This window comes from Achromobacter pestifer (assembly GCF_013267355.1).
Taxonomy (GTDB): domain Bacteria; phylum Pseudomonadota; class Gammaproteobacteria; order Burkholderiales; family Burkholderiaceae_B; genus Achromobacter; species Achromobacter pestifer_A.
This window is the reverse complement of the sequence record NZ_CP053985.1, coordinates 3,956,120-3,969,311: the sequence shown is the minus strand read 5'-3', so window position 1 is coordinate 3,969,311 and position 13,192 is coordinate 3,956,120. Positions and strand designations below refer to the sequence as shown.

Sequence of the window (13,192 nt, the reverse complement as noted above, 5' to 3'; positions counted from 1 at the left end):
TCATTCCCCTCTATCTAGAGCGTTTCTTCGGTACCGAAAATCACGGTGGCCTGGCTGGAGAACTCTCCTCCGTTGCCATGCGCCAGCGCCAGCTGCGCGTCTTCCACCTGCCGTCCGTCAGCCCTTCCCATCAACTGCTCGACGGCTTCCACCATGGCGAAAAGGCCATACATGCCAGGATGCACGCAAGACAGTCCGCCGCCATTGGTATTGACCGGCAGCGATCCGCCCGGGCCGATGCGGCCGCCTTCAACGAAGCCGCCGGCCTCGCCTTTTCCGCAGAAACCCAGATCTTCCAGAAACAGCAGGGTGTTGATGGTGAAGGCGTCGTACAACTGCACCACATCGATGTCGCTCGCCCGCACGCCGGCCTGTGCCAGCGCGCGGGGACCGGAAAGACGGGCCGCCGTGCGCGTGAGGTCCGGCATCCCCGTGATTTCGCGATGTTCCGTGGCTGCGGCCGCGCCCAGCAGGTACACCGGTTTTCGCGCCAGATCCCTGGCCCTGTCGGCGCGCACCATTACGAGCGCGGCGGCTCCGTCCGTGACCAGACAGCAGTCCCGCACGCTCAGGGGATCGGCAATCATGCGCGCCGAAAGGTAAGCATCCATCGTCAAGGAATCGCGCGCGAAGGCGTCAGGATTGCGCTGCGCCCAGGCGCGTGCGGCCAGCGCCACTTCGCCCAGCTGTTCACGCTTGAGCCCGTACTCATGGCAATAGCGCGATGCCGCCAGCGCATAGGCACCTACAGGCCTAGGCAAGCGGTAGCGCGACTCGTATGGACTTTCGCGCATCGACTTGATCAAGCTTCCAGCGGCGCTGCGCTGATTGCTGCCATAGGCGATGAGCGCGACATCGCACTCGCCAGCGTCCAATGCCAACGCCGCCAGCATCGCGTGCGTCATGAACGCAGATCCGCCGGTGCGGTTATTGTCGGTGACGCGCGGCGAAATCCCCAGATACTCGGCCAGCCCCAAACCGGACATGAAATCATCCGGCAAGGCAACGAAGACCCCATCCACGTCCGCTGGCCTGAGACCGATCTGGTCCAATGCCTTCACGCTGGCGGCCGCCGCCAGATCCATGGAACTCATGCCGGGCGCTTCCCCCATGCCATGGGTTGCCGCGGCGACTACCGCGCTCCTGCCGCGGGGAAATCCATTCTTCATCATGGTGTCTCCAGCAATGCATCGAACACCAGTAGCGACTTGCCACCGTCATCGGCGATCCGCGCACGCACGCGCATGCCGATGCGCACCGCGTCGGGCGCAATGCCTTCAACTCGGCTCATGATCCTCGGCCCTTCCTTCAGGTCGATAAGCGCCACGTTGTAATCCGCCTCCGGTTCACGCTTGCGCACGACCGTCGTGGCATTAACGGTCCCCATTCCGGACGCCTCGACCCACTCCAGATCGCGTGCGCCGGTGCGTGGCGCTACCACGCGCGGATAGAAGACGTGCTCACCGCTGCCGCGCGAACGCTGCAACATGAAGCGACCCTGCTCCAGGAAGCCCTGGAACTCGCTTTCCAATTTCGTCGAACTCATCATTGACCTCGATTGATGCGACCGCCGCTATTTCATAGGGAGGGCCGGCGCTCAACAATCGGAAAACGAAAAATGCCCATAATATGGGCACAAAAAACAAACCAAGGAGACAAAAAATGGAATCCGAAACCGCCGCGCCAAGCGGCGTGCAAAGCCTGGAGCGCGCCTTTGGGCTGCTGGCCCTGCTCGCGCAACATCACGATTTCGGCTTACCCATACGCCAGGTCGTCCATCTCACGGGGCTCAGCCGCCCGACCGTCCACCGCATGCTCTCGTATCTGATGCGCACGCATTACGTGGAACAGGACGCAAAGACCCACGCCTACCGCCTGGGATCCGCGGCCATGCTGCTGGGCATGCGTACCATGTCCCGTCCGCCGCTGGTGACGCAGTTCATCAACATCATGCGGCGCCTCGCCCACCGCACCGGCGAGGGCGTGTTCATGATCGTTCGCATCGGTGACTACAGTTACAACATCCACCACGAACAGATATCCACGCGCAGCGCTGCATTGCAAAGTCTGGTGGGCGCTACGCGATTGCTCGGATTGGGCGTCGGAAGCCTGTCGCTGCTGTCGATGATGAGCGATGCCGAAATCAACCAGCACTACGAACGCCACCAAGGCCAGTACTCGGTTCATAACTTGAGCCTGGGACGCCTGATCACGGGAGTCGAACGCACGCGCCGTCTGGGCTACTCGATCGCCGCCGGCGAAGGTGTCGCCGGCGCCGGCCACGCGTTCGACGTGGCGCCAGGACAGGCTGCCATCAGCGTGTTCGCCTCCCGCACACGCATGCCCTTGGCCCGGCGCCACGAAATCGGCGACCTGATCGTCCAGGAAGTCCGCTCCCAGATAGGCGGTTAACCCGCGCAGCCCTGCCCCGCGCCCAGCGGGCGTTCAAACCGCTATCCATAATCTGGACAAACACCGGAATCTTCGTTGCGGGCGGGTCGGCTTTCTCCTGAAATCGTCGCAATCAAAACTAGAACACTTGGAGACGCTCGCATGTCGGCAACGACGCATCGGCTTGAAGTTGCACTGAACCCCTCTTCCATCGCCATCATCGGCGCTTCGGGAGATCCCGGCCGCATTGGCGGCATCGCGCTGGACCATCTCTCGCGCTTCGGCTTCCGCGGGCAGGTTTTCCCCGTCAATCCAAAGTACCCGGAGCTTGCAGGCTTTCGCTGTTATCCAGACGTGGAATCGCTGCCCATCGCGCCTGACGTTGCCGTGTTGGCCTTGCCCGTGGAAGATGTCGCGCCGATGCTGGAGCGCTGCCACGCCAAGGGTATACCCTCAGCCATCGTCTACGCGGCGGGGTTTGCCGAAATCGGCGGCGAAGGATCGAGCCGACAGGAGGCGCTGCTTGAGTTCTCGCGGCGCACCGGCATGCACATCATCGGCCCGAACTGCATGGGCCTGGCGCAACTGGAGACGCGGGCAATCACCTGTTTTGCGCCGACGTTCAGACTGTTTCCCCCGGACGAACGCAAGGGCGGAATCAGCTTGGTGACCCAGAGCGGCAGCATGTGCTCCGACCTCTACGTGACCGGCTGGATGATGAACATGCGCTTTCGCCACTTCATCAATACCGGCAACGAAGCCTGCGTGGATTTCGCGGACTACCTGGATTATCTGGTGACGGACCAGGGAACCCAGATCATTGCCGGTTACGTCGAAGGATTGCGCGACGGCCCGAAATTCGTCGCCGCCGCGCGGCAAATGCTGCAGGCTGGAAAGCCCCTGGTTCTGCTGAAAGCGGGCGAAAGCGAGCGCGGCTCCGAAGTGACGCAATCCCACACCGCCGCCCTCGCCGGGAATCGGGCAGTCTACCGGGCGGCCTTTGCCCAGCTGGGCGTGATGCAGGCCCGCCACACCGTGCACCTCACGGATCTGGCCTACCTGTCCGGTTTCCCACGCATGGATAGCGTCGGACGCAAGGTGGTTGTCGCCTCCATTTCCGGCGCAATGGGCGCGGTGACCGCCGACCTCTTGAGCGCCCAAGGCCTGGAACTTCCCGTGCTTTCCCAGGCCAGCCAGTCGCGGCTCATGGAAACGGTCCCCGGCATCGCGATGGTCTGCAATCCGGTCGACATGACGGGGCAGCTGTTCAGCCGCCCGCGCCTCGCGACGGAAGTCCTGCAAACCCTGCTGCAGGATGCGGCCGCCAACGTCCTGCTGGTGTACGCGACGGGTTCGCTATTCGAGCGTATCGCGCCCGAGCTGATCGAGGTGGCGGCCGGCAGCAGTTGCCTGGTGACGGTCGTCGCCACCTCGGGCACGCCGGAAACGCGGCAGCGGCTGGAGGCAGCCGGAATTCCGGTGTTTCCGGACGCGGCCCGCGCCTGCGAAGCTTTGGGAACCGCCGCCAGGCGCGCGGAGAATCTGCGCCGCGCAAGCCGCTGGCACGCGCTGAGAGAAGCCGAGGACGCCCACCGGACTCTTGCCGGCTCGGCGCCCTTGTGCGCAGACGAACATCAGGTCAAGCAATGGCTGCACGGATTCGGCGTGCCCGTAGGGAAAGTCGAAGCAGCAGCGGATCCCGGCCAGGCCGAAGCGATCGCGCGGCGCCTCGGTGGCCCGGTCGCCGTAAAGATCCTCAGCCCCGACATTGCGCACAAGACAGAGGTCGGCGGCGTGCGCCTGAATGTCCGACCCGCCGAGGTGCGAGACGCGGCCCGCGACATGCTCGACGCGGTCGCTGCAGCCCAGCCCAAAGCTCGCCTGCGGGGCCTGCTGATACAGCCCATGGAAAGCGGCGTGGGCGAACTGATTGTAGGTGTCACGCGCGATCCGGTATTCGGTCTCGTCATGACAGTCGGATTGGGCGGGATCATGACCGAACTCTTTCAGGACGTGGCCCACCGGCTGCTTCCGGTGGATGAGGAAATGGCCAGGGAAATGCTGACCGAGCTACGTTCAGCCCCCCTGCTGCAGGGCTTTCGCGGCAAGCCGGCGGCCGACATTCCCGCCGCTGCCCGCGCCATAGCCGCTGTTTCGCGCGCGGCGATGGCCGCAGGCCCGGCCCTGAACGAGCTTGAAATCAATCCCCTGCTGATCAAGGCGAAAGGCCAAGGCGCCGTCGCCCTGGACGCGCTGTTGCTGACCACGACTGAGTAAGCCACACCATGACTCCCATCGATTCCCGCATTGATGCCCATCACCCCGCATACGACGAGCAACGGCGCGGAATGCTTTCCCTGGTGGAACGCCTGCACGAGCTGGAGCAACGGGCCCGCGACACCTCCGCCCGCGCCAAGCCCCTGTTCGAGAAGCGAGGACAGTTGCTGCCGCGTGAGCGCATTGCGCGCCTGCTGGACCCGGCAACGCCTTTCCTTGAACTCGGCAACATGGCCGGCTATTGCGCCGAGGGCGAAGACCCGGCAACCTCGATTCCGGGAGGCGGCCAGATCACCGGCATCGGCTTTGTCAGCGGCGTACGCTGCGTCATCGCGGCTTCCGACTCGGCCATCAACGCCGGCGCCTACGTCGACGCCGGCAGCAGAAAGCTGCTGCGCGCGCAGGACATTGCCCTGCAAAACCGGCTGCCCTTCATCCACCTGGTCGAGTCCGCTGGAGCCAACCTCCGGGCGTACCGTGTCGAGCGTTTCATCCGCGGCGGCACCCTCTTCTACAACCTCGCGCGCCTCTCCGCCGCCGGCCTGCCCGTCATCACGGTCGTCCACGGCTCGTCCACCGCGGGCGGCGCCTACATGCCCGGCCTGTCCGACTATGTGGTCATGGTGCGCGAACGCGCTCGCGCCTTCCTCGCGGGTCCGCCCTTGCTGAAAGCCGCCACCGGAGAAGTCGCCACCGATGAGGAACTCGGCGGCGCCGACATGCACTCGCAAACCAGCGGCCTGGCCGAGTACGTGGGCGAGGACGACGCCCATGCCATCGCCATCGCGCGCGACATCGTCGCCGCGCTGGATTGGCGGCCCTCCGTGCCGAGGCTGCCAGCGAACCCTCCCCTGCTCGACGCGGAGGAACTAGCTGGTGTCATGCCCCTGGACGTCAAAAAGCCCGTGGACATGCAGGAAATCATCGCGCGCATCGTGGACGACTCAGCCTGGCTGCCGTTCAAGCCCGATTATGGTCCGGCCACGCTTTGCGGCCATGCACGCGTCGAAGGCCAATCCATAGGCATCGTCACCAACAACGGGCCGATCGATCCCGGCGGCGCGACCAAGGCCGCGCAGTTCATACAGCTTTGCAACCAGTCGGGAACTCCGATCCTCTTCATGCAGAACACGACTGGCTTCATCGTGGGACGCATGTCCGAAGAAGCCGGGATGATCAAGCACGGATCAAAGATGATCCAGGCCTTGTCGAACTCCCTCGTGCCGCACATCACGCTCTACTGCGGCGCGTCGTTCGGCGCGGGCAACTACGGCATGTGCGGCCAGTCATTCCGGCCCCGCTTCAGCTTCTCCTGGCCTAACGCCAAGACCGCCGTCATGGGCGGAGAACAGGCGGCCACCACCATGGAAATCGTCGCGCGCCAGCAGGCCCATCGGCGTGGCAAGACCGTGGATGAAGCGGCGCTCGCCGCGCAGAAGGCCGAAATCATCGCCAACTTCGAACGCCAGTCCGGCGCCTTCATCACCAGCGGCCTCATGCTCGACGACGGAATCATCGACCCGCGCGATACCCGGGCCGTCCTTGCGTTCGTACTGGCCACCGTGCGTGATGGCCAGGATCGCCCCTTGCACCCCGTCCAGTTCGGCGTGGCCCGTTTCTGACTCACTCATTCTCGACGAACCCTATGTATACCGAAGAACACCGCAGCATCATGACCAGCATCCGCCGCTTCCTGGCCAGCGAAGTGGATCCGTTCGTGGACGAATGGGAGGCGGCAGAGATTTTCCCCGCGCACGAACTGTTCAAGAAGATGGGAGATCTCGGCTTCCTGGGTATTACCAAACCCACCGAATACGGCGGTCTCGGCCTGGATTTCTCCTATGGCGTGGCAGCGGGCGAGGCCATGGGCTATGTACGCGCGCAGGGCGTCAGCATGGGCGCCGGGGTGCAGACGGACATGGCCACGCCTGCCCTGGCTTCTTTCGGTTCCGATGCGCTCAAGCGAGAGTTTCTTGCGCCCGCCATCGCCGGCGACGTTGTAGTTTCGATCGGCGTTTCGGAACAGGGAGCGGGTTCCGATGTGGCCTCGTTGAAGACGCGCGCGCGCCGCGACGGCGACGACTACGTGATCTCCGGCTCCAAGATGTGGATCACCAACGGCACTCAGGCAGACTGGATCTGCTTGCTTTGCAATACCTCGGAAGGACAGTCCCACAAGAACAAATCGCTCATCATTGTGCCCTTACGGGAGAACGGCAGGCGCACCAAGGGCGTGGAAGTCCAGAAGATCAAGAAATTCGGCATGTGGTGCTCCGACACAGCCCAGATCTTCCTGGATGAAGTCCGTGTGCCGGTCCGCAACCGGATCGGCGAAGAAGGCATGGGCTTCATCTACCAGATGAAGCAGTTCCAGGAGGAGCGCCTGGGCGCCGCCGCCCGCCGCCTGGCGGCCATCCAGCTTATCGAAGAAACCGCCGACTATCTGCGCCAGCGGGTCGCCTTCGGCAAGCCTTTGCTCGACAACCAGTTCATCCAATTCAAGCTGGCCGAACTGAAAACCGAACTTGAGGCCTTGCGCGGCCTGGTCTATATGGCAACGCAAACCTACATCAATGGCGGCGACGTGGTCGAACTGGCCTCCATGGCCAAGTTGAAGGCGGGCCGCCTGTCGCGCGAAATCGCCGAATGGTGCATGCAGTTCCAAGGGGGCATGGGCTATACCTGGGACAACTTCGTATCGCGCGCCTACCGCGACTTCCGCCTCGGTTCCATCGGCGGCGGCGCGGACGAAGTAATGATGCAGGTGATCGCCAAACAGATGGGCTTGATGAGCCGGAACTGAAGGACGTCGCCGCATGGAAACGCTACAAGGATTTCAAACCCTGGTCGTGCGCCGCCACGACGACGTCCTGTTTGCGACGCTGAACCAGCCCGATACGCGTAACGCGCTCGGCGCGGAAGTGACGCGGGAGCTGGCGCAGGTCATGACCTGCGCCGAACAAGACGCAAACGTCAGGGCCCTGGCGCTGCGGGGGGCAGGCGGCATGTTCTGCGCAGGCGGCAACATCGGCGGATTCCGCGAAGTACTGCACGCTGAAGGTGCCGATGGCGATCCTATCGCTGCCCGCAACCGGCAGTTCGGCCACTTCATGCAGCGCCTGTCATCCTTGCCGGTGCCGGTGCTGGCGATGGTCGAAGGCGCGGCAATGGGCGGCGGCATGGGACTGGCGTGCGCGGCCGATCTGGTGCTTGCCACCGAAGATGCGCGCTTCGCCCTTTCGGAAACCACGCTGGGCGTCATCGCCGCGCAGATCGCGCCGTTCGTCGTGGCCCGCATCGGCCATTCGGCGACGCGCAGGCTGGGCCTGACTGGTCAGCGCGTCTATGGCGCCCAGGCACTGGCGCTGGGTTTGGCGGACGATCTAGCCCCGGACAGCGCAACGCTGGATGCCTTGGAGGCCGAATGGCTGACTCGCGTCTTCCGCTGCGGCCCCAGGGCCAACCGCCAGTTCAAAAACCTGGTCAACCGTTGCGCCACCGAACCCAATTCCAGCCTGCTCGACGATGCCGCCCTGGCGTTCGCGCGCTGTCTGCGCGACGAGGGCGGCGAAGGAACCCTGGCGTTCAGAGAAAAGCGAGCGCCCCGCTGGCGCGTCCATTTCGAGACCGTCACGGTCCGTGAGGCGCACAGCGTAAGCGCCACCCCTCAATAGCGTTTGCCTGAAGGATTCACCTGCATGACTACACCATTCCGGCCGTTCGACACCCTGCTGATCGCCAACCGCGGGGAAATCGCCATCCGCATCATACGCACCGCCCGGCGCCGCGGCCTGCGCACCGTCGCCATCTACTCGGAGGCGGACCGCGGCAGCCTGCATGTCGCGCAGGCCGATGTCGCGGTGTGCGTGGGCGGCGCGGCGCCGCGCGACTCCTACCTGAACGTCGACGCCATCATCGCGGCGGCACGGCGGACCGGCGCCGGAGCCGTGCACCCGGGCTACGGATTCCTGGCCGAGAACGCCGATTTCGCGCAAGCCGTCCAGCAGGCCGGATTGGTGTTCGTCGGTCCCATGCCCGATGCGATACGCGCAATGGGCAACAAGGCCGAGGCCAAGCGGCTGATGCTGGCCGCGGGCATGCCCTGCGTGCCGGGCTATCAAGGCGAGGATCAGAGTGACGAAACCCTGGAAGCCGCTGCGCGTGACATCGGCTTTCCCATCATGGTCAAAGCCACGGCAGGCGGCGGCGGACGCGGCATGCGCCTGGTGCACAGCGTCCAGGAGCTGCCGGCGGCTCTGGCCAGCGCACGTTCCGAGGCCCAGAGCGCGTTCGGCTCCGGTGAACTGATCCTGGAGCGCGCCGTGATCGAGCCGCGCCACATAGAAATCCAGGTTTTCGCCGACCATCACGGCAATGTTATCCATCTCGGCGAACGGGACTGTTCCGTGCAACGGCGGCACCAGAAGCTGATCGAGGAAGCGCCCTCGCCTGCCGTGGACGCGCCCCTGCGCGCGCGCATGGGCGAAGCCGCCGTTGCCGCGGCCAGATCGATCCGATACGTAGGGGCAGGCACGATGGAGTTCCTACTCGACCGCAGCGGCGCCTTCTACTTCATGGAGATGAACACGCGCCTTCAGGTAGAACATGCCGTAACCGAGGCGATCACCGGTCTAGACCTGGTCGAATGGCAGTTGCGCGTAGCGGCGGGAGAGCCGTTACCGCTCGCGCAAGAGGCCGTCTCCCTGAGCGGTCATGCCATCGAAGTGCGCCTGACCGCCGAAGATGTCGAGGCCGGCTTCCTTCCCCAGAGCGGTCCAGTCCTGCGCTGGTCGCCGCCTGGGCCGGAGTACGGATTGCGCGTGGATCACGGACTGTACGAGGGCGGCTCGGTGCCGCCTTACTACGACTCCATGGTCGCCAAGCTGGTAGCGCATGGCAGCACGCGCGACGAAGCGCGCCACAAGCTGAGCCTGGGCTTGAGGAATTGTGCTCTGCTCGGCATTGCAAGCAACCAGGGGTTCCTGGCGGATTGCCTGGCCCATCCGGCTTTCGCCAGCGGCGACGTGCATACCGGCTTCATCGCGCAGCACATGGCCAATGCCCTCGCGCGGCACAAACCGGACCCTGCCACCATCGCCACCGCAGCGCTGCACCTCTCGGGCTGGCCGTCGGACGACGCGAGCCGGCTCGGCGGACATGAGTACGGAATAGAGCTGGAGCTGGACCGGGCGCGCTGGAACGTCCGCCTGCAACCCGCGGACGGCGGCATCCGCGCCATGGTGCATGGCCCAGATGGCGACGTCGACACCGTGCGCATACGGTTGCTGGATGCCTCGCCAGATGGCGCGTCCCGGGTGGAGTGCAACGGCGTCGCCCTCCATGCCAGGCATGCGCTGCAGTCCGGCGAAATCCACCTGTTCATGCAAGGCCGAACCTGGCGCTTCCAGGCCGTCGATGCGCGCCGTGCGCGCGCCACCGAGGGCGGAGACGGCGCGTTGCTTGCGCCGCTGGCCGGACGCATTGCCGCCGTGCATGCGCAGGTCGGAGATGCCGTGCAGAGCGGCCAGGTACTGGTGGTGCTGGAGGCGATGAAGATGGAACACAGCCTGTGCGCCCCGTTTGGCGGCAGGATAGCGGAGATGGCGGCCCAGGTAGGAGGCCAGGCGCGGGTTGGCGCGAAGCTGGTCCAGGTGGTGGAAGAAGTTCTGGAGGAACAGACATGAGCGACGCTCGAACCATCCGCATCGGCGGGGCCAGCGGCTTCTGGGGCGACTCCGCCACCGCCACGCCGCAGTTGCTGGAAGTACCCGGCCTGCAGTATCTGGTCTACGACTATCTGGCCGAGACGACCATGTCCATCATGTCGCGAGCCAGGGCCAGGAATCCGGCGGGCGGCTACGCCACCGATTTCGTGACCGCCGCCATGGCGCCGCACCTGGCCGTGATTCTCGCGCGCGGCATCCGCGTGGTGGCCAATGCCGGCGGACTCAACCCTCAGGCCTGCGCGGACGCCTTGCTGGCGGCCGCCGCGAAGCAAGGCTTGCAACCCCGGGTCGCGGTGGTGACCGGTGATGACATCCTGCACGCGATGCCCGGCTGGCAAACGGCCGGTCTGAGCGACATGCACACGGGCGAAGCCCCGCCGGACAGCCTCATGTCAGCCAACGCCTACGTCGGCGCCCAGGGTATCGCGCGAGCGCTGGCCTGGGGTGCCGACATCGTCATCGCCGGACGCTGCGTGGACAGCGCGGTCGTGGTGGGTCCGCTGGCATACGAGTTCGGCTGGTCCTGGACTGACTGGGACAAGCTCGCCAGCGCCACCCTGGCCGGCCATGTGATCGAATGCGGGGCCCAGGCGACGGGCGGCCTGTTCACGGACTGGCAGCTCGTCAAGGACTGGGACCGCATGGGCTACCCGGTCATCGACTGCGCCAACGACGGCAGTTTCGTCCTGTCCAAGCCGGAAGGCACTGGCGGCCTGATACACCCGGCCGCGGTCGCGGAACAGGTGCTATACGAAATCGGCGACCCCGCGGCCTATCTGATGCCGGACGTCACTTGCGACTTCCGGCAAGTGCGCACGCAGGCCATCGATGCGGGGCACGTCCGGATCAGCGGCGCGCGCGGACGCGCTCCCGGCGCCCACTACAAGTGCAACGGCACCTGGCTGGACGGCCATCAGATTGCGCTCGCCATGGCCATCCGAGGCATCGACGCCCCGGCCAAAGCCGAGCGCACAGCCCAGGCCCTGCTCGAGCGGACGCGGCGCATGATGGCCGAACACGGTTACCAGGACTACAGCGAAACCAGCATCGAGCTTATCGGCTGCGAAGCGCTATACGGCCCGCACGCGCGCGCATTGCCGACGCGCGAGGTGCTGCTGCGGCTGGCGGCCAGGCATCCCGATCCCAAGGCACTGCTGTTCCTGCAGCGTGAATGCGCGTCCTCGGGAACGTCCATGGCGGCGGGCACCCGGGCCACGCTGTTCGGTCGCGCTGACATCCAGCAGGTCGTCAAGGTGTTTTCGTTCCTCGTCCCCAAGGCCGATGTGCCTCTGACCGTGCGCATGGCTGGGCGCGAAGCAGTGCTGGCAGTGGCGGCCGAGATCGGCGACCTGCCTCCGCCCGCGCCGCTGGCGCCGGCACAGCCGGCCTCCCCGGCCGATGGCGCCCGCACGGAAGTGCCGCTGGTTGCGCTGGCCTGGGCCCGCAGCGGCGACAAAGGCGACGACGAGAACATTGGAGTCATCGCCCGCGAAGCGCGCTTCCTGCCGTTGCTGCGCGAGCAGCTGACGCCCCAGGCCGTGCGGGCATGGTTCTCGCACCTCGTGCGCGGCGAAGTCGAGCGCCATGAAGTTCCCGGGCTCGACGCCTTCAACTTCGTCATGAAGCAAGCGCTGGGCGGCGGCGGCGCCGCAAGCTTGCGTTCGGACCCCCTGGGCAAGAGCTTCGCCCAGATGCTGCTCGATTTTCCCCTCTCTGCGCCGGCCGCCTGGATCAAGAACGAATAGGCTGGGGTGGAGGGAAATTCGCACGACGAACTATAACCAGGAGACAACCATGGCAATTCGAGCGATCCGTTCCGCTGCAGCCGCAGCGTTCCTGACCGCAACCTCGGCGCTCGTTGCGGGCGCCGCGGCCGCGCAAACCAGCTTCCCGCAAAAACCCGTCAAAATCATCCTCCCCTTCTCGCCGGGCGGCGCGTCGGATGTGCTGGCCCGGCAAATCGCCGAAGATCTACGCAAGACCTGGAAGCAGCCGGTCATCGTGGAAAACCGCACGGGAGCATCCGGCATTCTGGCAGCTGACGCCGTGGCGAAGGCAGACCCGGACGGCTATACCGCCCTGCTGACGGTGACCGCCCTGGTACAAACGCCGTCCCTCTACGAGAAGCCCAGCTACGACCCGATCAAGGACTTCGCGCCGGTATCCCAGGTAGGCACGATGCCGCTCGCCTTCGTCGTCAGCGCGGCCTCGCCGATCAAGACACTGGGCGAATTCATCGCTGCCGCACGGGCCAAGCCCAACGATGTCAGCTACGGTTCGTTCGGCATCGGCTCCGCGGGCCATCTGTATCTGGAGCTGCTGCAGGACGCGGCCAAGATCCGGTTGATCCACGTTCCCTACAAGGGCGAGACACCCACGCTGCAGGACTTGATCGGCGGGCAGATATCCGGCGCCATCGTGTCGGTGCCTGGCGCCAAGCCCATGGCCGACGCCGGCAAAATCCGCGCCCTGGCCGTGACGGGCGAATCCAGGACGGCGCAATTGCCCGAAGTTCCCTCGTTCGCCGAAGCCGGCTACAGCGGTGTCGGACTGGAGAGCATAGGCTGGTATGGTCTGCTGCTACCGGCCAAGACGCCTCCTGAGGTGGTCGACAAGTTCTCGCGCGATCTCAACGCCGTGCTGAAACAGCCTGATTTCCGGCAGCGGATGCAGACCTACGGCATCAAGCTGACGGGCACCACGCCGGCGGAATTCTCGGAAATCATCAAGAGCGACTATGCCCGCTGGACCAAGGTCATCCGGGACAACAACATCAAGGCCAACTAGGCAGGACAGGG

Annotated in this window: 10 protein-coding genes; 8 read left to right on the top strand and 2 right to left on the bottom strand. The window is 65.3% G+C overall.

Going from position 1 to position 13,192, the window contains the following annotated elements:
* Positions 1 to 14: 14 nt before the first annotated feature.
* On the bottom strand, positions 15 to 1,172 hold the full coding sequence (locus tag FOC84_RS18925) for a thiolase (RefSeq protein WP_173145773.1): 1,158 nt from the start codon (positions 1,170 to 1,172) through the stop codon (positions 15 to 17).
* Complete coding sequence (locus FOC84_RS18920) at positions 1,169 to 1,546, bottom strand: Zn-ribbon domain-containing OB-fold protein (RefSeq protein WP_173150262.1); 378 nt, start codon at positions 1,544 to 1,546, stop codon at positions 1,169 to 1,171. The genes FOC84_RS18925 and FOC84_RS18920 overlap by 4 nt, the downstream gene beginning before the upstream one ends.
* 116 nt (positions 1,547 to 1,662) lie before the next feature.
* Between FOC84_RS18920 and FOC84_RS18915 the strand changes: the two genes are divergently transcribed.
* The 8 genes from FOC84_RS18915 (at position 1,663) to FOC84_RS18880 (ending at position 13,181) form a co-directional block, all read left to right on the top strand.
* On the top strand, positions 1,663 to 2,412 hold the full coding sequence (locus FOC84_RS18915; protein ID WP_173145772.1) for an IclR family transcriptional regulator: 750 nt from the start codon (positions 1,663 to 1,665) through the stop codon (positions 2,410 to 2,412).
* Between the two features lie 141 nt (positions 2,413 to 2,553).
* Complete coding sequence (locus FOC84_RS18910) at positions 2,554 to 4,668, top strand: acetate--CoA ligase family protein (RefSeq protein ID WP_173145771.1); 2,115 nt, start codon at positions 2,554 to 2,556, stop codon at positions 4,666 to 4,668.
* Between the two features lie 8 nt (positions 4,669 to 4,676).
* The gene (locus tag FOC84_RS18905) at positions 4,677 to 6,290 is read left to right on the top strand and encodes an acyl-CoA carboxylase subunit beta (protein ID WP_173145770.1); all 1,614 of its coding nucleotides are present in this window, start codon (positions 4,677 to 4,679) and stop codon (positions 6,288 to 6,290) included.
* 23 nt (positions 6,291 to 6,313) lie between these two features.
* The gene (locus FOC84_RS18900; protein WP_173145769.1) at positions 6,314 to 7,471 is read left to right on the top strand and encodes an acyl-CoA dehydrogenase family protein; all 1,158 of its coding nucleotides are present in this window, start codon (positions 6,314 to 6,316) and stop codon (positions 7,469 to 7,471) included.
* 13 nt (positions 7,472 to 7,484) lie between these two features.
* A complete protein-coding gene (locus FOC84_RS18895; RefSeq protein ID WP_173145768.1) occupies positions 7,485 to 8,342 on the top strand; it encodes an enoyl-CoA hydratase/isomerase family protein in 858 nt (285 codons plus the stop codon).
* A 24-nt stretch (positions 8,343 to 8,366) separates the two neighbouring features.
* The gene (locus FOC84_RS18890) at positions 8,367 to 10,352 is read left to right on the top strand and encodes an acetyl/propionyl/methylcrotonyl-CoA carboxylase subunit alpha (RefSeq protein ID WP_173145767.1); all 1,986 of its coding nucleotides are present in this window, start codon (positions 8,367 to 8,369) and stop codon (positions 10,350 to 10,352) included.
* Positions 10,349 to 12,139 (top strand): acyclic terpene utilization AtuA family protein, encoded by a 1,791-nt coding sequence (locus FOC84_RS18885; protein WP_173145766.1) that lies wholly within the window; start codon positions 10,349 to 10,351, stop codon positions 12,137 to 12,139. The genes FOC84_RS18890 and FOC84_RS18885 overlap by 4 nt, the downstream gene beginning before the upstream one ends.
* Positions 12,140 to 12,188: 49 nt before the next feature.
* Positions 12,189 to 13,181, top strand: a complete 993-nt coding sequence (locus FOC84_RS18880) for a Bug family tripartite tricarboxylate transporter substrate binding protein (protein WP_173145765.1) — start codon at positions 12,189 to 12,191, stop codon at positions 13,179 to 13,181.
* Positions 13,182 to 13,192 lie beyond the last annotated feature (11 nt).

Bases quoted from the DNA above. Each gene is read 5' to 3' on its own strand.
- FOC84_RS18890 (WP_173145767.1), top strand. From the start codon at position 8,367: ATGACTACACCATTCCGGCCGTTCGACACCCTGCTGATCGCCAACCGC.
- FOC84_RS18920 (WP_173150262.1), bottom strand. From the start codon at position 1,546: ATGAGTTCGACGAAATTGGAAAGCGAGTTCCAGGGCTTCCTGGAGCAG.
- FOC84_RS18900 (WP_173145769.1), top strand. From the start codon at position 6,314: ATGTATACCGAAGAACACCGCAGCATCATGACCAGCATCCGCCGCTTC.
- FOC84_RS18895 (WP_173145768.1), top strand. From the start codon at position 7,485: ATGGAAACGCTACAAGGATTTCAAACCCTGGTCGTGCGCCGCCACGAC.
- FOC84_RS18880 (WP_173145765.1), top strand. From the start codon at position 12,189: ATGGCAATTCGAGCGATCCGTTCCGCTGCAGCCGCAGCGTTCCTGACC.
- FOC84_RS18910 (WP_173145771.1), top strand. From the start codon at position 2,554: ATGTCGGCAACGACGCATCGGCTTGAAGTTGCACTGAACCCCTCTTCC.
- FOC84_RS18885 (WP_173145766.1), top strand. From the start codon at position 10,349: ATGAGCGACGCTCGAACCATCCGCATCGGCGGGGCCAGCGGCTTCTGG.
- FOC84_RS18905 (WP_173145770.1), top strand. From the start codon at position 4,677: ATGACTCCCATCGATTCCCGCATTGATGCCCATCACCCCGCATACGAC.
- FOC84_RS18925 (WP_173145773.1), bottom strand. From the start codon at position 1,172: ATGATGAAGAATGGATTTCCCCGCGGCAGGAGCGCGGTAGTCGCCGCG.
- FOC84_RS18915 (WP_173145772.1), top strand. From the start codon at position 1,663: ATGGAATCCGAAACCGCCGCGCCAAGCGGCGTGCAAAGCCTGGAGCGC.